This window comes from Pseudomonas sp., from assembly GCF_050739935.1.
Classification (GTDB): domain Bacteria; phylum Pseudomonadota; class Gammaproteobacteria; order Pseudomonadales; family Pseudomonadaceae; genus Aquipseudomonas.
The window spans coordinates 28223-47446 of sequence record NZ_JBOICF010000043.1; the positions used below are offsets into that span (position 1 = coordinate 28223).

18 protein-coding genes are annotated in these 19224 nt (G+C 59.0%); 15 read left to right on the forward strand and 3 right to left on the reverse strand.

Going from position 1 to position 19224, the window contains the following annotated elements; all coding sequences use genetic code 11:
* Positions 1-158: 158 nt before the first annotated feature.
* Positions 159-1322, reverse strand: a complete 1164-nt coding sequence (locus ACRER8_RS07405; RefSeq protein ID WP_431745691.1) for an acyltransferase family protein — start codon at positions 1320-1322, stop codon at positions 159-161.
* A gap of 445 nt (positions 1323-1767) precedes the next feature.
* Between ACRER8_RS07405 and ACRER8_RS07410 the strand changes: the two genes are divergently transcribed.
* The 5 genes from ACRER8_RS07410 (at position 1768) to ACRER8_RS07430 (ending at position 7077) form a co-directional block, all read left to right on the forward strand.
* On the forward strand, positions 1768-2784 hold the full coding sequence (locus ACRER8_RS07410) for a 2-dehydro-3-deoxygalactonokinase (RefSeq protein ID WP_431745692.1): 1017 nt from the start codon (positions 1768-1770) through the stop codon (positions 2782-2784).
* A 1-nt stretch (position 2785) separates the two neighbouring features.
* Positions 2786-3421 carry a 2-dehydro-3-deoxy-6-phosphogalactonate aldolase gene (locus tag ACRER8_RS07415; RefSeq protein ID WP_431745693.1) on the forward strand — a complete coding sequence of 212 codons (636 nt, stop codon included), beginning with the start codon at positions 2786-2788 and terminating at the stop codon, positions 3419-3421.
* 83 nt (positions 3422-3504) lie between these two features.
* Positions 3505-4653 (forward strand): galactonate dehydratase, encoded by a 1149-nt coding sequence (gene dgoD / locus ACRER8_RS07420; protein ID WP_431745694.1) that lies wholly within the window; start codon positions 3505-3507, stop codon positions 4651-4653.
* A 235-nt stretch (positions 4654-4888) separates the two neighbouring features.
* Entirely contained in the window at positions 4889-6202 is a 1314-nt protein-coding gene (locus tag ACRER8_RS07425; protein WP_431745695.1) for an MFS transporter, read from the forward strand.
* 65 nt (positions 6203-6267) lie between these two features.
* Positions 6268-7077, forward strand: coding sequence for an IclR family transcriptional regulator (locus ACRER8_RS07430; protein WP_431745696.1), 810 nt, complete (start codon positions 6268-6270; stop codon positions 7075-7077).
* 182 nt (positions 7078-7259) lie between these two features.
* Here the strand turns inward: ACRER8_RS07430 and ACRER8_RS07435 are convergent, their stop codons facing one another.
* Positions 7260-8312 (reverse strand): NAD(P)-dependent alcohol dehydrogenase, encoded by a 1053-nt coding sequence (locus tag ACRER8_RS07435; protein WP_431745697.1) that lies wholly within the window; start codon positions 8310-8312, stop codon positions 7260-7262.
* Positions 8313-8490: 178 nt separating this feature from the next.
* Between ACRER8_RS07435 and ACRER8_RS07440 the strand changes: the two genes are divergently transcribed.
* Positions 8491-9396 (forward strand): AraC family transcriptional regulator N-terminal domain-containing protein, encoded by a 906-nt coding sequence (locus ACRER8_RS07440; RefSeq protein ID WP_431745698.1) that lies wholly within the window; start codon positions 8491-8493, stop codon positions 9394-9396.
* Between the two features lie 207 nt (positions 9397-9603).
* On the opposite strand, the gene ACRER8_RS07445 is transcribed toward ACRER8_RS07440, so the two are convergent.
* Positions 9604-11268 (reverse strand): electron transfer flavoprotein-ubiquinone oxidoreductase, encoded by a 1665-nt coding sequence (locus ACRER8_RS07445; RefSeq protein ID WP_431745699.1) that lies wholly within the window; start codon positions 11266-11268, stop codon positions 9604-9606.
* A 526-nt stretch (positions 11269-11794) separates the two neighbouring features.
* Here ACRER8_RS07445 and ACRER8_RS07450 point away from each other — a divergent pair.
* The 9 genes from ACRER8_RS07450 to ACRER8_RS07490 all read left to right on the forward strand — a co-directional run bounded on the left by ACRER8_RS07450 (position 11795) and on the right by ACRER8_RS07490 (position 19153).
* Entirely contained in the window at positions 11795-12544 is a 750-nt protein-coding gene (locus ACRER8_RS07450) for an electron transfer flavoprotein subunit beta/FixA family protein (protein WP_074753422.1), read from the forward strand.
* Entirely contained in the window at positions 12545-13474 is a 930-nt protein-coding gene (locus ACRER8_RS07455; RefSeq protein ID WP_431745700.1) for an electron transfer flavoprotein subunit alpha/FixB family protein, read from the forward strand.
* 141 nt (positions 13475-13615) lie between these two features.
* Positions 13616-14431, forward strand: coding sequence for a substrate-binding periplasmic protein (locus tag ACRER8_RS07460; RefSeq protein ID WP_431745701.1), 816 nt, complete (start codon positions 13616-13618; stop codon positions 14429-14431).
* Between the two features lie 30 nt (positions 14432-14461).
* Positions 14462-14815, forward strand: a complete 354-nt coding sequence (locus ACRER8_RS07465) for a DUF4398 domain-containing protein (RefSeq protein ID WP_431745763.1) — start codon at positions 14462-14464, stop codon at positions 14813-14815.
* Positions 14812-15627 (forward strand): OmpA family protein, encoded by an 816-nt coding sequence (locus ACRER8_RS07470; RefSeq protein WP_431745702.1) that lies wholly within the window; start codon positions 14812-14814, stop codon positions 15625-15627. The genes ACRER8_RS07465 and ACRER8_RS07470 overlap by 4 nt, the downstream gene beginning before the upstream one ends.
* A 230-nt stretch (positions 15628-15857) precedes the next feature.
* Positions 15858-17297, forward strand: coding sequence for a PLP-dependent aminotransferase family protein (locus ACRER8_RS07475; protein ID WP_081567133.1), 1440 nt, complete (start codon positions 15858-15860; stop codon positions 17295-17297).
* Positions 17298-17390: 93 nt separating this feature from the next.
* Positions 17391-18125, forward strand: a complete 735-nt coding sequence (locus ACRER8_RS07480) for a translation initiation factor 2 (RefSeq protein WP_431745703.1) — start codon at positions 17391-17393, stop codon at positions 18123-18125.
* A 94-nt stretch (positions 18126-18219) separates the two neighbouring features.
* Positions 18220-18477, forward strand: coding sequence for a YkgJ family cysteine cluster protein (locus ACRER8_RS07485; RefSeq protein ID WP_431745704.1), 258 nt, complete (start codon positions 18220-18222; stop codon positions 18475-18477).
* A 70-nt stretch (positions 18478-18547) separates the two neighbouring features.
* Positions 18548-19153 (forward strand): START domain-containing protein, encoded by a 606-nt coding sequence (locus ACRER8_RS07490; RefSeq protein ID WP_431745705.1) that lies wholly within the window; start codon positions 18548-18550, stop codon positions 19151-19153.
* The last annotated feature ends 71 nt before the right edge of the window (positions 19154-19224 follow it).

A 19224-nucleotide genomic window follows, 5' to 3' on the forward strand; every position in this document is an offset into this window, starting at 1 on the left:
AGAGATAAAAAAACCGCCTTTTAGGGGCGGTTTTTTATGGCTTGTTTTTCGGGGGCGGTTGCTGATTTTGGGTGTATATCCGTTATTTGGGGTGGCGCTGGGGTTTGTTCTGCCTGGGGGCAGAAGAACCAGCGTTCACGGCCTCACCGCAACGCCCTTCAAACCTGCTCGGGCCGCGGATCATCCTTGCGCCGGCGGTACAGCGTGCCGCGTTTCCAGTGTTCGCCGAACCGGATCCCCGGCGCTTCGATGTAGCAGTGGGTCAACATCGACACCACAACCACGGCGACAACGACGAACAGCATCAACAAGTTGTCATTCAATGCGCTGCCAGTGCTCAGATAACGCACCATTGTCCCGGCAGCCTCGCTGGGCTTGTCCATCAGTAGCGCGTATCCGCTGAATTTCGCTGCCACCGCCAGAGCAGTCGCCAGTACGAAAATCACTGCCGCATGAGTCAGGTAAATCGATAGCCATAATCGCCCCAGCGCCGGAAACAACCGCAGGCGCAGCAGTTGCGATATGAGTCCTGCCTCTTGGGAGAAAATCAGGATCGCGGCGCAAAAGAGCAGCCCCAACTCGATGGTCAGCGGTTGCTCGCCCTCGGTCATCATCCAGTAGATACCGCCCAGCACTGCCACCTCCAGCACCGTTGCGATGAACGGTCCAGGCATGGAGTCGCGCAAGCGAACATAAACCCGATAAGTGATCGCGCCTGCGAAGAAGCAGGAAATCCCCCACAGCACATTGCGCGGGATCAGGCTGAAATCCCGGTACAGCGCCACGAATGCGAGCACGCACAGCAGCGAAAAGATCTTTCGCGCGAAGCCGGGAAGGGCGAACAGAATCAGCGCGAAGATCGTCCAGGTATAAAACTGCACACTGATGAGCCAGGACGGGTAGTTGAATGACAGTGCGTTGAACCCCGGCCACCAGGCCTGAATCAGCAACAGGTTGGGCAGAATTTCTCCCGGCGCACGGTCACCACTGAAGGCTGGGTAGTTCAACGACAAGCCGTAGCGCTCCAGCACCAGCTTCAGACATTCGAAGCCGATGAAGAACAGCAGCACGGCGATATGCAGGGGCACCACGCGGCAGATGCGGTTGACCATCAACTCGCCCAACTGTCGCGTCGTGCTCACACGATCGATGTAGCGCCGGTAAATCAGAAAGCCGCTCAATGCGAAGAAGAATCCAGCGAACTGGCTGGCATTCCGGAAAAATGTCAGCTCAGTGATGCTGCGCTCGATGTGCGAGTGATGGACGATCAGGGCCAGCGCGCAGAGGCCGCGGAAGCTGTCGAGCACGAGGAATCGCTTCATCTTACGGGTCCTTTTGTAGATGCGTGAAGAAGCGGATGGCAGTGCAGACCATGCGCGAAACGCACACGTCCGAATCCCGAGACGGGTAAGAAAAAAGCGGGGAAGTTACCACCTTCAGCACTGATGGCTGATGAGCGGTGGTGTTGCATGGTTGTGCAAAGCCTTCTAGCGACACCATGCCGGTGTCGGCATTTTCGAGATTGCTACCGCTAGCGAGCCATGCAGCTACGCAAGCAAAACCAGAATGGCCGGGGCCAATCAGCCGCGAGTATGCCCCAGACGCTCCCGGCGCTGCCATAGACGAATATCAGGCTCTCGCGTACGTTCGTCGTAAATCGTTAGATGCTCCCACTATGTGGGACAACAAATTACATATTGAGATATTTCCGATTTCAGGTTTATAGTTCGCCTCGCATTCACTCATTAATAACAATCAGGTGAAGCCATGCAGGCGCAATTGATCGCGCTCGATTGGGGAACGACCTCCCTTCGTGCGTATCGACTCGGCGAACAAGGCCGGGTACTGGAACAACGCTCACTCGGTGCGGGCATCATGCAGTTGCCAACGACGGCTCGACCCATTGCCGGGCAGATGTGCTCCGACGGTTTCGAACTGGCCTTCGATGAAGCCTGTGGTGATTGGCTCGACCTTGAACCGAACCTGCCAGTCATTGCCTGCGGCATGGTGGGCAGTGCGCAGGGCTGGCGTGAGGCTGTGTATCAGGAGACGCCCGCCAGCGTTGGCGCGCTCAGCAGCGCGCTAGTGACGGTGCGCAGTGTCCGAGGCGTTGATATCCACATCGTTCCCGGTGTGCTGCAGCGCTCTGAGCTGCCCAATGTCATGCGCGGAGAAGAAACCCAAGTCCTCGGCATCCTCAGTTCGTTGCCCGCCAGCGAAACCGGCAAACCTCTGCTGATCGGTCTGCCCGGCAGCCATTCGAAGTGGGTGAGGGCGGTGGACGGGCGGATTGTGCATTTCGATACGTTCATGACTGGCGAGGTCTACGCCGCGCTGTCCAGTCACACCATCCTCGGTCGCACGCTGCAACGCAGTGAGGTGTTCGATTCGGCAGCATTCGATCGCGGCGTCGGTGTTGCGCGGTCGGCCCAGGGCGCTGCTGGCCCCTTGTCGACGATCTTCAGCTCCCGGACGCTGGGCCTGACGGGCGTTTTGTCCGGTGCTGCGCAGTCCGACTATCTGTCTGGCCTGTTGATTGGCCATGAGATCGTAGCCTTGGCCCAATTGCTGAATCAGACCAAAACCTCTTTGCCTGAAGTGATTCTAATCGGCAGCGGCCCGTTGCTTGAGCGCTATCAGCGCGCGCTGGACGCCAATGGCTTCCCTCAGGTGACCTTCGCCGAGCAGGCCACGGAGCGTGGCCTGTGGCAGGTCGCTATACAGGCCGGTCTGATCTTATCCCCTTCTACGGCCGTCGTCCGGCCCTTTCATATCGAGAACTGAAATGCTCAAACAAGCCCTCGCGCAAAATGGTTTGGTCGCAATCCTGCGCGGCCTGCGCCCCGAAGAAGCCCCGGCAATCGGTGATGTCCTGTACACCGCGGGTTTTCGCGTCATTGAAGTGCCGCTCAATTCCCCGCAACCGTACGACAGCATCCGCCTGCTGCGTCAGAGCCTGCCCGCTGATTGCCTGATCGGTGCTGGCACGGTGCTGACCCCCGAGCAGGTACGCCATGTGAAGGAAGCGGGCGGCCAGGTCATCGTCATGCCCCACAGCGATCCTGAAGTGCTGCGTGCCGCCAAGTCCGAAGGCTTGCTGCTCTCCCCGGGTGTGGCAACGCCGACTGAAGCGTTTGCCGCGCTGGCCAACGGCGCGGACGTGCTGAAGATGTTCCCAGCCGAGCAGATGGGGCCAGCGGTGGTCAAGGCTTGGCTGGCAGTGTTGCCGGCCGACACGGTGTTATTGCCGGTGGGGGGCATCACGCCGGACAACATGCAGGTTTTCCTTGATGCAGGGGTGCGTGGTTTCGGCCTGGGTTCGGGCCTCTTCAAGCCGGGCATGAGTGCTGACGACGTGGCCGAGCGGGCCAAGGCCTATGTCGCCGCCTGGAATCAATCCCGTCCCGCGAGCAGCAAATAGCCTGACTTAGTCGAGCCGTCCATGACGTGCCGTAGCTGAAGAATCGTCTTTGAATAAGCGTCTTCGAATAAGAGAGATATGAGATGAAAATCACCAAACTCACGACCTTCATCGTTCCGCCGCGCTGGTGTTTCTTGAAGGTTGAAACCGATCAGGGCGTTACCGGTTGGGGCGAGCCCGTGGTCGAGGGCCGCGCGCACACGGTCGCCGCTGCCGTTGAAGAACTGTCCGATTACCTGATCGGCAAAGACCCGCGCAATATCGAAGACATCTGGACCGTGCTCTATCGTGGCGGTTTTTACCGCGGCGGCGCGATTCACATGAGCGCACTGGCCGGTATCGACCAGGCACTGTGGGACATCAAGGGCAAGGCGCTGGGGGTTTCGGTTAGCGATCTGTTGGGCGGCCAGGTGCGTGACAAGATTCGCGTGTACTCGTGGATCGGCGGCGACCGTCCGGCCGACACCGCGCGTGCTGCCAAGGAAGCTGTCGAACGTGGCTTCACGGCGGTGAAGATGAACGGCACCGAAGAGCTGCAATTCCTCGACACTTTCGAGAAGGTCGATCTGGCCTTGGCCAACGTCGCCGCCGTGCGAGATGCGGTGGGTCCGAATGTCGGCATCGGCGTGGATTTTCATGGCCGGGTGCACAAGCCCATGGCCAAGGTGCTGATGAAGGAACTTGACCCGTACAAACTGATGTTCATCGAAGAACCGGTGCTCAGCGAAAACTACGAAGCGCTCAAGGAGCTGGCGCCGCTGACCAGCACGCCGATCGCGCTGGGCGAACGCCTGTTCTCGCGCTGGGATTTCAAACGTGTGCTAAGTGAAGGCTACGTCGACATCATCCAGCCGGACGCCTCCCACGCGGGTGGTATCACCGAGACGCGCAAGATCGCCAACATGGCCGAAGCCTATGACGTCGCCCTGGCGCTGCATTGCCCGCTGGGACCGATCGCGCTGGCGGCGTGCCTGCAACTGGATGCGGCCTGTTACAACGCGTTCATCCAGGAGCAGAGCCTGGGCATTCACTACAACGAGAGCAACGACCTGCTCGACTACATCAAGAACCCCGAAGTCTTCGACTATGACAAAGGGATGGTGAAAATCCCCAACGGGCCAGGCCTGGGGATCGAGATCAACGAGGAGTACGTCAAGGAACGCGCGGCCCTCGGTCATCGCTGGCGCAACCCGATCTGGCGTCATGCCGATGGCAGTTTTGCCGAGTGGTGATTGAACGCCGGACCGCTCTGCCGAAGCCGTCGGCGGCACATGTTGGCTAACGCAGAAATCGAGCGTCGGCCGCAGAACCTGTAGGAACCGGCTTGCTGGCGAAAGCGGTGGGTCAGGCGCTGTATTGGTGAATGACAGATTGCGTTCGCCAGCAAGCCGGCTCCTCCAGGAACGATGACTCACACACGAAATACTAAATTCCAGACCTCAGACAACCATAAAAAGAGGCACTCCCATGCGCACGCAGACCTTGCCGGAGGCGCGGGCAATCGCCGCCACGCCGACTCGCAAACGCTTTTTCATCATGGTGCTGTTGTTCATCACCGTGGTCATCAACTACCTGGACCGCAGCAACCTGTCCATCGCCGCGCCGGCCCTGACCAGCGAGTTGGGCATCGATCCGGTGCACGTCGGCCTGGTGTTTTCGGCCTTCGGTTGGACCTACGCCGCCATGCAATTGCCCGGCGGCTGGCTGGTGGACCGCGTGCCGCCGCGCATTCTCTACACCGTCGCGCTGGCGCTGTGGTCGGTGGCAACCATCTTTCTCGGTTTCGTCGGCAGCTTCATCGGCCTGTTTGTCCTGCGCATGGCCGTTGGCGCGCTGGAAGCGCCGGCTTACCCGATCAACAGTCGAGTGGTCACCGCCTGGTTCCCGGAAAAGGAGCGCGCCACTGCCGTCGGTTTCTACACCTCCGGGCAGTTCGTCGGTCTGGCCTTTTTGACCCCCGTCCTGGCCTGGCTTCAGGCCACGTTCGGCTGGCACATGGTGTTCGTCGCCACCGGTGGCGTGGGTGTCCTGTGGGCAGCGATCTGGTACATGGTCTATCGCGAGCCGCGTGATTTCAAAGGCGTGAATCAGGGCGAGATCGAGCTGATCAAGGATGGCGGGGGGCTGGTCGATATCCAGACCGACACGGCTCGGGTCAAGACCGGTTTCAGTTGGGGGGATCTGGGCATCGTCCTCAGCAAACGCAAGCTGTGGGGCATCTACCTTGGTCAGTTCTGCCTCAACTCGACGCTGTGGTTCTTTCTCACCTGGTTCCCGACCTACCTGGTGAAGTACCGAGGCATGGATTTCATCAAGTCCGGTCTGCTGGCATCGCTGCCGTTTCTGGCAGCCTTCATCGGCGTGCTGTGCTCGGGCTTCTTCTCGGACTGGCTGATCCGCCGCGGCTACACCGTGGGCTTTGCGCGCAAGTTGCCGATCATCGCTGGTTTGCTGATTTCGACTTCGATCATCGGCGCCAACTATGTCGAGTCGACGCCGTTGGTGATCGCGTTTCTGGCGTTGGCGTTCTTCGGCAACGGTCTGGCGTCGATCACCTGGTCGCTGGTGTCGACGCTGGCTCCAGCCCGTTTGCTGGGCCTTACCGGTGGCACCTTCAACCTGATCGGCAACCTGGCTGCTGTCGCCACGCCAATCGTGATTGGCTTCCTTGCCTCGGGTGAATCGTTTGCCCCAGCGATTACTTACATCGCTGTTCTGGCCCTGCTCGGGGCGCTGTCCTACATCCTGTTGGTAGGCAAGGTCGAGCGGATCGAGATCTGACCCTTGGCACTGAAAACAGCTGGCGACGATAATGCCGCCAGCTTTCTGATTCGATAAGGCGGGATATGCAAGACACTTCCGACACGACAGGCGTGGCTGGCAAAGATGCCGCCGCACCCACCGGCACACAAACCCTGCTGCGCGGGCTGGGCGTGGTGCAGGCGGTGGCCAGCGGCGCCCGTGACCTCAAGGAAATCGCCCGCTTGATCGGTACCACACGCAGCACGACCCATCGGCTCGCCAGTTGCCTGGTCGATGAGCGTTATTTGCGCGTGCTGCCGCAAGTCGGGTATCTATTGGGGCCCAAGCTGATCGAGCTGGGGTTTCAGGCGCGTGAAGAACTGCCCCTGGCAATGCTGGCCCGGCCGTTTCTCGACGAGTTGTCGGCGCTGACCGGCGATACCGTGCATCTGGCCGTTCGCGATGGCGATGAGGTGCTGTATCTGCACAAGAACCCTGGCCGTAATGGCCCGGAAATGCGTTCTCGAGTTGGTCATCGCATGCCATTGGCGCGTACCGGCATTGGTAAGGCGCTGCTGCTGGACAGCCCGGAAAGCGAGTGGCGGCGGCTGTATGACATCAGCGTGCCGGAGGTGACGCGAAATCCGCTCTGGCCCGCGCATCAGGAGCAGACCTGGGAACAAGTGCGCGAGCGGATGCACGAGTATGTGAAGGGCGGCTATGCCTTCGATCTGGAAGACAACGAACCGTCGATCCGCTGCGTAGCGGCGCCGATTCGCGATGCCAGCAAGCACATCGTCGCTGGAATCAGTATCGCCAGTACCGTGCCGTACATGCCGCTGGAAAAGATGGCCGACCTGGTGCCAGTGATCAAGGAGACCGCGGCGCGGTTGTCAGCGGAGTTGGGTGGGTAGGCCTTGCGGGCAGGGAAAATGTGTTCCTGAATGGGCGCGACCTGTCTTGTGTTGCATAACCCTATGGGACCGACATTTGGGATAGGCCGGTACATCCGCCGCATTCCATCGGCTGACACATCGCATCCCGAATAAATCCGGTCCCACAGGAATCGCCCCGCGGCAGGCGGGGCGATCCATCGTCAGGCCTTCAACGTCGCCATATCGATCACGAAACGGTACTTCACATCCCCCGCAATCATCCGGCTGTACGCTTCGTTGATATTCTTGATGTCGAGCATTTCGATGTCACAGCTGATGTCATGCTCGGCGCAGAAATCCAGCACTTCCTGAGTTTCCGCGATGCCGCCGATCAAGGAACCTGCCAGAACACGGCGCTTCATGACCAGATTGGCGGCGTGCAGCGCCGGATCGACCGGTTCGATCAACCCCACCAGAATATGCACGCCGTCGAAGCGCAGGGTTTCCAGGTACGGGTTCAGGTCGTGCTGCACGGGAATGGTGTCCAGCAGGAAGTCGAAGTGACCGGCCGCGGCCTTCATCTGCTCCGCATCGGTGGATACGATCACGTGATCGGCGCCCTGACGACGGGCTTCTTCTGCCTTGCTCGCCGAACGGGTGAACAATGTCACTTCAGCGCCCATGGCTTTGGCGAACTTGATGCCCATATGGCCCAGACCGCCCATGCCCAGTACGCCCACCTTGTCACCCGCCTTGACGCCGTAGTGTTTGAGCGGGGAATAGGTGGTAATGCCTGCGCAGAGAATCGGTGCGGCCGCGGCCAGGTCCAGCTTTTCCGGAATGCGTACCACGAAGTGTTCGCTGACCACGATGCTGCTGGAGTAGCCGCCCATGGTGTTGGTGCCGTCGATGCGGTCCGGCGTGGCGTAGGTCAGGGTCGGGCCTTCCAGGCAGTATTGCTCCAGATCTGCAGCACAGGCCTCGCAGTGACGGCAGGAGTCGACCATGCAGCCGACGCCGACCAGATCGCCTACTTTATGTCTGGTAACGTTGGCGCCGACTTCGGTGACCTTGCCGACGATTTCGTGACCGGGCATCAACGGGTAAACGGCGATACCCCATTCGTTGCGCGCCTGATGGATGTCGGAGTGGCAGACGCCACAGTAGAGGATGTCGATGGCCACGTCGTCCGGGCGCGGACTGCGGCGGTTGAAGGTCATGGGGGCGAGGGGAGCAGTGGCCGATTGGGCGGCATAACCGATAGCTGTGTACATGTGAAACCTCGCAAAAACGCTGACAGTTGAGGCGATACATTCTGCGCAGCGAGCTCATTTGCGGCCATGATCATTCCTCCGTGTGTCATGCCTAATCCTCCGGAACTGCCTCGTGGGGTGCTGCTTTGTGCCGCAGATCTGCGATGATGCCAGTGTCTAATCCTCTGTCCGGCCGCCCATGTCTCTGACTCTTCATTCTGACGCCAACGCGACTCTGCTTGCCCTGATCAAGCCGCTCGCCTCACGCCCGGGCTTCGTCGATACGCTTGTTCCGGGCGTGCAGGCAATGTTCTGGGATTACTACGTCGCCAGCAGTCCGCAGATCTACGAACCGAGCCTGGTGATCCTCGCCCAAGGCAGCAAACTTGCGCGACTGGGATCTCGGACCCTGGAATATGGGGCTGGTCATTATCTGGTGCAGGCGCTGTCGGTGCCGTTCATGTGCGAGACCTTCGCTACGCAAGCAGAGCCTATGTACGGGGTGGCGGTGATGATCGATCGCACGGTGCTCAGCGAGTTGGTGCAAACCATGGGGCAGGCGCCGGATGTCACGGTGCGGGCGCAGACGCCGGAGTCCATGAGTTCGGCCGAACTGGATGCGTCGATGCGCGAGAGTGTCGAGCGTCTGTTGCAGTGTCTGCATGACCCGCTGGACGCTCAGGTGATGGGGCCGGCACGGGTGAGGGAGGTCTTGTACGCGGCGTTGCGCGGACCGCAGGCCGGGGTGCTGCGGGCGTTGGTCGAGCAGCAGGGGCATTTCGCGCGTATCGGCGCGGCGTTGCAATATCTGCGCGATCATTACAGCGAAACCTTGAGCGTCGACGATCTTGCCCGATGCGCCAACATGAGCGCATCGACGTTTCACGAACATTTCAAACGCAGCACGATGCTGTCGCCGGTGCAGTACCTGAAGCGTCTTCGATTGCTCAAGGCGCAACAGATGCTGATCGGTGAAGGGATGGGCGTGGCCCAGGTGGCACACAAGGTCGGGTATCAGAGCACGTCGCAATTCAGTCGTGAGTACAAGCGCTACTTCGAGCGTAATCCGGGGGAAGAGGGCGAGCGGCTGAGGGTTTCGGCCTGATGGTGTGCAAATGAGAACACTGCGGGGCCGAATTCATTCGCGAAAACCCGTCCAGGCGATAGAGGTGTATCGGTTGTGCCCATCTCGCGCGAATGGATTCGCTCGCGGGGTGGGTGTCAGCTTTCGAGTCGGCGTCTGTCTGATGCTCATAAAAAAGGCGCCATGATCGGCGCCTTTCTTTTGCAGCTTAAAGCCTGTTCCTGCTGTTTACATATTCGGGTAAGTCGGCCCGCCCGCGCCTTCAGGGGCTACCCAGATAATGTTCTGCGACGGATCCTTGATGTCGCAGGTCTTGCAGTGCACGCAGTTCTGCGCGTTGATCTGGAAGCGCTTGGCCCCGTCCTCCTGCGTCACCACCTCGTACACGCCTGCCGGGCAATAGCGCTGCGCGGGCTCGTCGTACTTGGGCAAGTTGACGTTGATCGGAATGCTCGGATCCTTCAGCTTCAGGTGGCAAGGCTGCTCCTCTTCGTGGTTGGTGCCGGAGATGAATACCGAACTCAATTTGTCGAAGCTCAGCTTGCCATCGGGTCTCGGGTAGTCGATGCGCTTGGAATCGGCTGCCAGCTTCATGCACGCATAGTCAGGCTTGTTGTCGTGCAGGGTGAACGGGATCTTGCCGCCGAACAGGTTCTGATCGATGAAGTTGAACGCGCCGCCCAGAATCGGACCGAACTTGTGGATCGCCGCGCCGAAGTTGCGACTGGCGAACAGCTCTTCATGCAGCCAGCTGCCTTTGAACGCATCGACATAGGTGTTCAGTGCGTCGCCGCCTTCGTTGCCGGCGAACAGCGCGTCGGCCACCGACTCTGCCGCCAGCATGCCGGACTTCATGGCTGTGTGGCTGCCCTTGATCTTGGCGAAGTTGAGCGTGCCCAAATCGCAACCGATCAGCGCGCCACCCGGGAAAACCATCTTCGGCAGCGAGTTCAGACCGCCCTTGCAGATCGCGCGAGCACCGTAGCTTACGCGCTTGCCGCCTTCCAGATACTGCTTGAGGATAGGGTGATGCTTGAGACGCTGGAACTCGTCGAATGGCGACAGGAAAGGGTTGGCGTAGGACAGGTCGACGATCAGGCCGACCACCACCTGATTGTTTTCCAGGTGATACAGGAAAGAGCCGCCGGTGTTCTCTGTACCCATCACATCCAGCGGCCAGCCAGCGGTGTGCACGACCAGACCCTGCTGATGCTTTGCCGGATCGATTTCCCAGATTTCCTTCAGACCGATGCCGTAATGCTGGGCGTCGGCGTCGCTGTCCAGGTTGAAACGCTTGATCAACTGCTTGCCGATGTGGCCGCGGCAGCCTTCGGCGAACAGCGTGTATTTGCCACGCAGTTCCATGCCAGGGGTGTACAGGCCTTCTTTTGGGTTACCTTCGCGGTCGACACCCAGATCGCCGGTGACGATCCCGCGGACCACGCCGTTTTCATCGATCAGTGCTTCCTGAGCGGCGAAACCCGGATAGATTTCCACGCCCAGGTTCTCGGCCTGTTGCGCCAGCCAGCGGCACAGGTTACCGAGCGAAATAATATAGTTGCCTTCGTTGTGCATGGTCCTGGGCACGAACGCGCCTGGGACTTTGGTGCCGGCTTCGGAGCTGGTCAGCACATAGATGTCATCGCTCTTGACGGGCGTGTTCAGCGGTGCGCCCAGTTCTTTCCAGTCAGGAAACAGCTCGTTCAGTGCCCGGGGTTCGAATACCGCACCCGAGAGGATGTGAGCGCCAACTTCAGAGCCTTTTTCCACCACGCAAACGCTGATTTCCTGGCCAGCTTCGGCGGCCTTCTGTTTCAGACGGCATGCGGCGGAAAGCCCGGCGGGGCCGGCTCCGACGATGACGACGTCGAATTCCATAAATTCGCGTTCCACTGGCTATCTCCTGATCAAGGCTCAACGGTATTTTTTTATAAGTGCTGAAAACCGACACGCGGAACGGTTGTCATCCGTGCGTCATCTTAAAGGGGCGCATTATATCTACACCACCTTGCAGGTCCAATACAAACGTTTGTTTGAATCAGCTGAAACCCTGATAAAACATAGGGAGACGGCTTGTGACTGGCGTTTTTGTCGTATTGACCGCACTAGGCGTTCCGGTCAAGATACGGGCGGTTTTGCGCTCGCCGTAGGCTGACCGTTGGTAAGAGAACTCCTCTGAAAACGACGCCAGTGCCGTGCAGCAATTCTGCTTCATCCCCGGCATTGGCGGGCGGGGAGCAGTTTACACGCACGGCCTGCGTATGACTTGGCCTGGAACGGGAGGGCGGTTGTTTTTTGCTGAACTCACCGTTAGGCAACAACGAATACGCTGTTTTCAAAGGTGTTCTTTACACTGACGTGTACCCATCGCCAGGCTTGGCCTGGCGACTTCTTTTCACCGGAGAGTAACGAGGAATCCATGAAGGTTCTTGTAGCTGTCAAACGAGTGGTCGACTACAACGTCAAAGTTCGCGTCAAAGCGGACAACTCCGGCGTCGATCTCGCTAACGTAAAAATGTCGATGAACCCCTTCTGCGAAATCGCCGTGGAAGAAGCCGTACGCCTGAAAGAGAAAGGCGTTGCGACCGAGATCGTCGTCGTTTCCATCGGTCCGACCACCGCTCAAGAGCAACTGCGTACCGCTCTGGCGCTGGGTGCCGATCGCGCCATTCTCGTTGAATCCGCTGACGAGCTGACCTCCCTGGCCGTGGCCAAACTGCTCAAGGCCGTTGTCGATAAAGAGCAGCCACAGCTGGTTATCCTCGGTAAACAGGCCATCGACAGCGACAACAACCAGACCGGTCAAATGCTGGCTGCGTTGAGCGGTTACGCGCAAGGTACCTTCGCTTCCAAAGTCGAAGTCTCCGGTGACAGCGTCAATGTCACCCGTGAGATCGACGCCGGTGCACAGACTGTTTCCTTGAAGCTGCCAGCTATCGTCACCACCGACCTGCGCCTGAACGAGCCGCGCTACGCGTCGCTGCCGAACATCATGAAAGCCAAGAAGAAGCCTCTCGAAGTGCTGACGCCTGATGCCCTGGGTGTTTCCACGTCCTCCACCAACAAGACCCTCAAAGTCGAAGCCCCAGCTGCCCGCAGCGCTGGCATCAAGGTCAAGTCGGTTGCAGAACTGGTCGAGAAACTGAAAAACGAAGCGAAGGTGATCTAAATGGCTACCCTGGTACTCGCTGAGCACGAAAATGGCGTGATCGCTCCCGCCACCCTGAACACCATTGCCGCTGCCGCCAAGATCGGTGGTGACATTCACGTGCTGGTCGCTGGCCAGAACGTGGGCGCCATTGGCGAAGCTGCCGCGAAAATCGCTGGCGTGACCAAAGTCCTGGTCGCCGACAACGCTGCCTATGCCCACCAGTTGCCGGAAAACGTAGCGCCTCTGGTCGCCGAGCTTGCTTCCGGTTACAGCCATGTGTTGGCTGCCGCCACCTCCAACGGCAAGAACATCCTTCCCCGCGTTGCTGCGCAGCTGGACGTCGATCAGATTTCCGAGATCATCTCGGTCGAAAGCGCCGACACTTTCAAGCGTCCGATCTATGCCGGCAACGCCATTGCGACCGTGCAGTCCTCGGCCGCTATCAAGGTCATCACTGTGCGCGCTACCGGTTTCGACGCCGTTGCCGCCGAAGGTGGCTCTGCTGCGGTTGAAGCGGTGGCTGCCGCCCACGACGCGGGCAAATCGTCCTTCGTCAACGAAGAGCTGGCCAAATCCGATCGTCCCGAACTGACCGCCGCCAAAATCGTCGTTTCTGGCGGTCGCGGCATGCAGAACGGCGATAACTTCAAACACCTGTACGCCCTGGCCGACAAGCTGGGCGCTGCGGTCGGTGCGTCCCGCGCGGCTGTCGACGCAGGCTTCGTACCCAACGACATGCAGGTCGGGCAGACCGGCAAGATCGTTGCGCCGCAGCTGTACATCGCGGTCGGTATTTCCGGCGCGATCCAGCATCTGGCCGGCATGAAAGACTCCAAAGTGATCGTTGCGATTAACAAGGACGAAGAAGCGCCGATATTCCAGGTCGCCGATTACGGTCTGGTGGCGGACCTGTTCGAAGCCATTCCCGAGTTGGAGAAGCTGGTCTAATCCAGCCACCTGACTTATAAAGAGAACCCGCTCGTTTCAGGGCTGTTCGAAAGCGTTGACCGTCGAGATTTTTCGATGACTTGCGCTTTCCGCAGCTTTGAATGAGCGGGTTTTTTATTGGCTCGAGAAAAGGATGTTGCCATGTGGTCGCCGAGGCAAACGCTGACATCGCTGGTCACAGCAGTGTTGTTGTTTCAATCGATGAGCGCCCTTGCGGCCGGGAAATGCGAGCGACTGGTCGTGACCGGCAGCCCGGACGCGCCGCCTTATCTGTGGCGCGACCCTCAGGATCCCAAGCACTTGATGGGCGCCAACGCTGATCTGCTCAAGGAAGCGGCGACGCAGATCGGCGTCAAGATCGAGGTGCTTTACGCAGGCAAACGCGGCCAGGCCCTTGAAGAAGTGCGCACGGGACGCATGGACCTGCTCGCCGATACGCCGTTGAACAACAGCGAACTGGAATCGCTGGATTTCATCCACCCACCGATCACCCAGAACGAAATCATGGTCTGGACCCGCGTGGGACAAGCGCAGCCATTCAATTCCCTTGCCGATCTGCATGGGCATCTCGGGGCGATATCCGAAAAAACCCGGATCACTTCAAATTTCGATGCGGCGATCAAAGACCACCTGACCCTCGAACAGCAGCCCACTTTGACCCAGGCATTTCAAAAGCTGGTGCTGGGGCAGGTCGAGTTCGTGCTTGCCGGTCGTTATGCCGGCATGGCGTTGACCCAGACCCTGGGCCTGTCCAAGGACTTGCTGACGCAACCACTGCCGCTGGATAGGCCAGGCTTGTACCTTGCGCTGTCCTTCAACTCAGCGTGCAATGATTCGTGGTTGCGCGGACAGTTGACGAAAAAAATGACAGAATTGGCGGCTTCGGGCCGCTCCGCTGAAGCCATCTCACGCAATCTGGAGTTATGGAAGACTCAGCAGCCGCCGCCAGCGCCGTAAATCAGTAGGAATGTTTTTTTGAGCGTTTTTTTGAAAGCACGACCTTTATTCGCAGCCGTGGCGATCGCCGCCCTGTCCGGCTGCGCCAGCGATCCAGCGCCAACAGAGCAGCTGAAACTGACCGAGCAGGCCGTTGCCCAGGCCACAGCCGTTGGCGCCACTGATGACCAACCGGACATGGCCACTGCCCAATCGAAGTTGACTCAGGCGCAGGCGGACATGGCTGACAAATCCTACAAGCAGGCGCGCATGCAAGCCGAACAGGCCGAACTGGACGCGCGATTGGCCGAAGCGCGGGTGCTGACCGAGAAGAGCGAAGAGCAGCTGGGTCAGGTGAACACGCGACTGGATCGTCTGCGCAAGCAACTGGGGGCTGCACAATGAATCGCATCCCTCGTTTATTGAGCGTTTTGCTGTTGCTGGGCAGCGCCGGGTTGTACGGTTGTGCGGGTCACCAGAACAGTGAACACGCTTTGCAGAGTGCCAACGCCGATTTTCAAAAGGTAAAGGGCGACACCAATGTGTTGCGCAGCGCACCAAAAGACGTGATTCGAGCCGGTGAATTACTGGCGCGGGCCGAACGTCTATCCAGTTACGTCGGCAGCTCGGACGATGTCAGCCATTACGCTTACCTGAGCAGTCGCTACAGCGCTATCGCAGCCGAGCACAGTCAGTTGCTGCTCAACCAGGAAAAACTCGCTCGCCTTGAACTCGAGCGTCAGCGTCTACAGTTGGCGTTGCGCGAAGCCAAACTTGCCGGCGCGCAGCAGCAAGGCAAATGGGCCGAGGATCAGGTCATCAGCCTCTCGACTCAGCAGAGCGAGCGGGGCCTGGTGATGACCTTGGGTGACATGCTGTTCGACACTGGCCGGGCGGAACTCAAGAGTACGGCCAATCGCACCGTGTTGAAGGTCGTGCAGTTCCTGCAGTTCAACCCCAAGCGCGTCGTTCGCATAGAAGGCTACACCGACAGCACCGGCGATAGTCAGGAAAACCTGCAGCTGTCCCGTGATCGCGCCCAAGCGGTGGCTGATGTGCTCACGGACCTTGGCATCGAGGATGAGCGTATTCGGGTCGAAGGCTATGGCGACCAGTTTCCGGTCGACGTGAATACCTCTGAACGTGGCCGTGCGCAAAATCGTCGAGTGGAAATTGTGTTTTCGGACGAGAAAGGCAATCTGAGCGCCGCCCGCTGAAAAATATTTGCTATTAAGCCCGGTTTTTCGAGAAAAGCCGGGCTTTTTTGTGCAAAAAAGCTGCTCATTTGGCGCTTATGTCACGTAAATTTTTTCAGCAAACTAAGGAAGTACTGGCAGTCTCGGTAACTGTCCCCGTACAATTGCGAACTGTTCCGGTGATCTCTTCGCTGCGATTGCCGCCCATTGCCGAAAAAATGGTTTCGCAAGCGTGCATCGAGGGACGCCAAATGACCAATCTTCTGCTGTATCAACGCATCGCCCAGCAGTTGGCTGAGGACATTCGTCGTGGTGTTTATCAGCCCGGTGAGCGGGTTCCTTCCGTACGGAAGATGAGTTCGCAGCTCAATGTGAGCCATGCAACGGTGCTCCAGGCGTATGCCAACCTTGAAGATCAGGGTCTGATCCGAGCGCGCCCCCAGTCCGGTTACTACGTACACCAAACTCCGGCGTTGACCGCGCCAACCCCTGATATTGCGCGCGTGGAGCGGCCTGGCCTAGTCACCCGCGCCAGTATTATCCAGCAGGTATTGGTGGAAGCTCGGCGTGAAGGTGTCTTCGCATTCGGCGCGGCGGTGCCTCATATCGATTACTTGCCGTTACGTGCTCTGCATCAGCAATTGGCCAAGGTCACCCGGTTCCAGAGTCCTCGCGCTTTCAACTATATGTTCAGCCCTGGGTTCGAGCCCCTGCGGCGGCAGGTGGCGATCCGCATGCGTGACGCTGGCGTCGTGGTCGACCCTTCGGAAGTGGTGATCACCCACGGCTGTGTAGATGCGCTGCAGATGTCTCTGCGGGTACTCACCAGCCCCGGCGACCTGATCGCTGCCGAGTCACCGACCTATTATGGGTTACTTCAACTGGCGGATTTGCTGGGTTTGAAGGTTATCGAGATCCCCAGCGACCCGAACACCGGGATCAGCCTGGAGGCCTTGCAGTTGGCGGCCAATCAGTGGTCGATCAAGGCGCTGGTAATGACCTCGCGCCTGAGCAACCCGTTGGGCAGTACCATGCCGGAGGAGCGGCAGAAGCATCTGCTGCGGCTGGCATCGGACTTCGATATCCAGGTCATTGAAGACGATATCTATGGCGAGTTGATGTACGAGCAGAACAAGACCAAGGCGCTCAAGGCGTTCGATCGTCTGGGTCGGGTGATCTACTGCTCGAGTTTTTCCAAGACCCTTTCGCCAGGGGTGCGGATTGGCTGGATGATTGCCGGTAAATACCAGGCGGAAATCCAGCGATTGCAGACCTTCAGCACTCATTCGGCCTGCAGCGTGACGCAGATGGCAGTAGCGTCCTACCTCGAAAATGGAGGTTACGACCGTCATCTGCGCTATATCCGTCAGGAGCATCGCAAGAATCTCAGCGCGTTTCAGCTGGCGGTGCAGCAGATGTTTCCGGAGGGTACGCAGATCAGTCGGCCTGCGGGCGGTTTCATTCTGTGGATCAGCCTGCCGGGCAGGGTCAATACGCAAGAGCTGCATGTACGTGCGCTGGAGCAGGGCATCAGCATCGCGCCGGGCCTGATATTCAGCAATACAGAGCAGTTCAACCACTGCATTCGCCTCAATTGTGGGCTGCCTTGGAACCGGGAGGCGGAGAGGGCACTGATGACGCTGGGGATGCTCGCCAAGCAGTTATGCCAGGACGCCGGTCAGGCGTGGTGAACTCGGAGCCGACGGCGTTTTCCATCATTTGAAGGGGCCGGCTGACGAGGCATTTACTTGTCAGCGGCCATGCAAAGAGCCAGCATATGGCTTGTGCCTATTTTCCTGCCGTCAATTATGAATTCACTGCGATGTATCGGTTTGCTTTTGGTGATGTTGCTGAGCGCCTGTGATGCCGAAAAGGCTCCTGCACCAACGCCTAAGGTTGCTGCTCAAGTTCCTTCCGAATCGTCTCAACCGACGACGCAGGCCGTTGCGCCTGTTCCCCGGCCGCCTGAAAAGCCCGTCCAAAAGACCGCCGAGGCTGAGGCGCCGGTCCATGAATTGAAACCAAATGTATCGGTGGTGCCAGTAGTTGCTGCTAGCAAGCCTGATCCGGCGAAATCCGAAGCCGCAAAAAAAATCACCACTGCGGCCAAGGCTGCGTCTGTCGAGCGAAAGGCGCCTAGCAGCAACGCTAAATCAGCCAAGGTCAAAGCGGATAACGCCGAGATCGCCAATCGCGCACCGGTCTCCAGCAAGAGCAAATCCGCCTCACAAGTCGTAAAGGATACCCGCTTGCCCAAGGCGTCTCTGGACCTGAGCCTCCCTACGGATATGGTCAAGCAGCTGGCGCCGCCGCCCGGCGTCATTACTGCTGCAGCCAAACCGAAGACGCCGGCTGCCGGGGCCAAACCGCTGCTGCCGAAGATGTTTCCCGACTCTGACAGTGATCCGGACTTCCAGCTTCAAGGGCGTTTGCTCAGCAACGAGATGCAGTTGCAATTGCGCAACGAAGCGCGCAAGGACGTGGAAGGTGCGGCACTGGATTTCACTTTCAAGCAGTGATCCATCCAGTCTGGTCGCTGGATCTCGCATTTCAAACATACGTTTAAGCGGGTAACATCCGCTCATCTCCCATCGTCTCCTGTGAGGATGTTCCATGGAATGCCGTCCGGGCTGCGGCGCCTGTTGCATCGCGCCGTCGATTTCTTCGCCGATTCCTGGCATGCCGCAGGGCAAGGCCGCCGGAGAGCGCTGCATCCAGCTTTCTGTCGACATGCTGTGCAAGATTTTTGGTCAGCCCAATCGGCCGGCGGTATGCAGCCATTTCTCTGCCGATCCCGAAGTCTGTGGTAGCAGCTCCGAGGAGGCGGTCCGTCTGATTGGCTGGTGGGAGCAGGTCACCTCCGTTGCTTAGTGGGGAGGGCCTAATTGCAGCACTGCGACATTTGATCTGCATCGGAACTACAGACAATAAGGAATAAGATATGGGTTCGCTGTACCGGATTGCATTTGGCATTGGCATGACTGTACTGGTCGTCGGCGCCGTTCAGGCCGATGATTGGAAGGTGGCCAAGGACGAAGACGGGATCAAGGTTTTCCTCAGTGATGTCACGGGCTCGAAGTATCAGGCCTATCAGGGGGTGACGACGATCAAGGCCAGTGTCGCCAAGCTCAGGGGATTGCAAGAGGATGTCGCGGGAGCCTGCGCCTGGGTTCATGAATGCAAGTCGCAGAAGATCCTTAAGCACGAAGGCAACAAGACGTGGACCTACACCCAGTTCAACACGCCTTGGCCGGTAACGCCGCGGGATTCGGTTCTGCAGATCACCACGGTCGAAGGAGCGGATGGCAGCCTGACGCGCAACCTACGGGGTGACCCCAAGTACATTCCGGAAGAAAAAGACTTCGTGCGCGTGGCTCAGGTCGAAGGCTTCTGGAAGCTCGTTCCAAAAGGGCCGAACGAGACCGAAGTGACTTATCAGGTTCACACCGAGCCGGGCGGCAGCGTGCCATCCTGGGTAGCCAACAAGTTTGTCGTGGACGCTCCTTTCAATACGTTGAAAGCGCTGCGGGAGCGGGCAGCGAAGTGACAGGCTGACCGATACAGTTTTTGCGAGAATTAAAAAAGGCTGCCACTGGCAGCCTTTTTGTTTTCAGTGAC

Coding starts and splice junctions, on each gene's coding strand:
- ACRER8_RS07405 (WP_431745691.1), bottom strand. CDS start 1,322: ATGAAGCGATTCCTCGTGCTCGACAGCTTCCGCGGCCTCTGCGCGCTG.
- ACRER8_RS07410 (WP_431745692.1), top strand. CDS start 1,768: ATGCAGGCGCAATTGATCGCGCTCGATTGGGGAACGACCTCCCTTCGT.
- ACRER8_RS07415 (WP_431745693.1), top strand. CDS start 2,786: ATGCTCAAACAAGCCCTCGCGCAAAATGGTTTGGTCGCAATCCTGCGC.
- dgoD (WP_431745694.1), top strand. CDS start 3,505: ATGAAAATCACCAAACTCACGACCTTCATCGTTCCGCCGCGCTGGTGT.
- ACRER8_RS07425 (WP_431745695.1), top strand. CDS start 4,889: ATGCGCACGCAGACCTTGCCGGAGGCGCGGGCAATCGCCGCCACGCCG.
- ACRER8_RS07430 (WP_431745696.1), top strand. CDS start 6,268: ATGCAAGACACTTCCGACACGACAGGCGTGGCTGGCAAAGATGCCGCC.
- ACRER8_RS07435 (WP_431745697.1), bottom strand. CDS start 8,312: ATGTACACAGCTATCGGTTATGCCGCCCAATCGGCCACTGCTCCCCTC.
- ACRER8_RS07440 (WP_431745698.1), top strand. CDS start 8,491: ATGTCTCTGACTCTTCATTCTGACGCCAACGCGACTCTGCTTGCCCTG.
- ACRER8_RS07450 (WP_074753422.1), top strand. CDS start 11,795: ATGAAGGTTCTTGTAGCTGTCAAACGAGTGGTCGACTACAACGTCAAA.
- ACRER8_RS07455 (WP_431745700.1), top strand. CDS start 12,545: ATGGCTACCCTGGTACTCGCTGAGCACGAAAATGGCGTGATCGCTCCC.
- ACRER8_RS07460 (WP_431745701.1), top strand. CDS start 13,616: ATGTGGTCGCCGAGGCAAACGCTGACATCGCTGGTCACAGCAGTGTTG.
- ACRER8_RS07470 (WP_431745702.1), top strand. CDS start 14,812: ATGAATCGCATCCCTCGTTTATTGAGCGTTTTGCTGTTGCTGGGCAGC.
- ACRER8_RS07475 (WP_081567133.1), top strand. CDS start 15,858: ATGACCAATCTTCTGCTGTATCAACGCATCGCCCAGCAGTTGGCTGAG.
- ACRER8_RS07485 (WP_431745704.1), top strand. CDS start 18,220: ATGGAATGCCGTCCGGGCTGCGGCGCCTGTTGCATCGCGCCGTCGATT.
- ACRER8_RS07490 (WP_431745705.1), top strand. CDS start 18,548: ATGGGTTCGCTGTACCGGATTGCATTTGGCATTGGCATGACTGTACTG.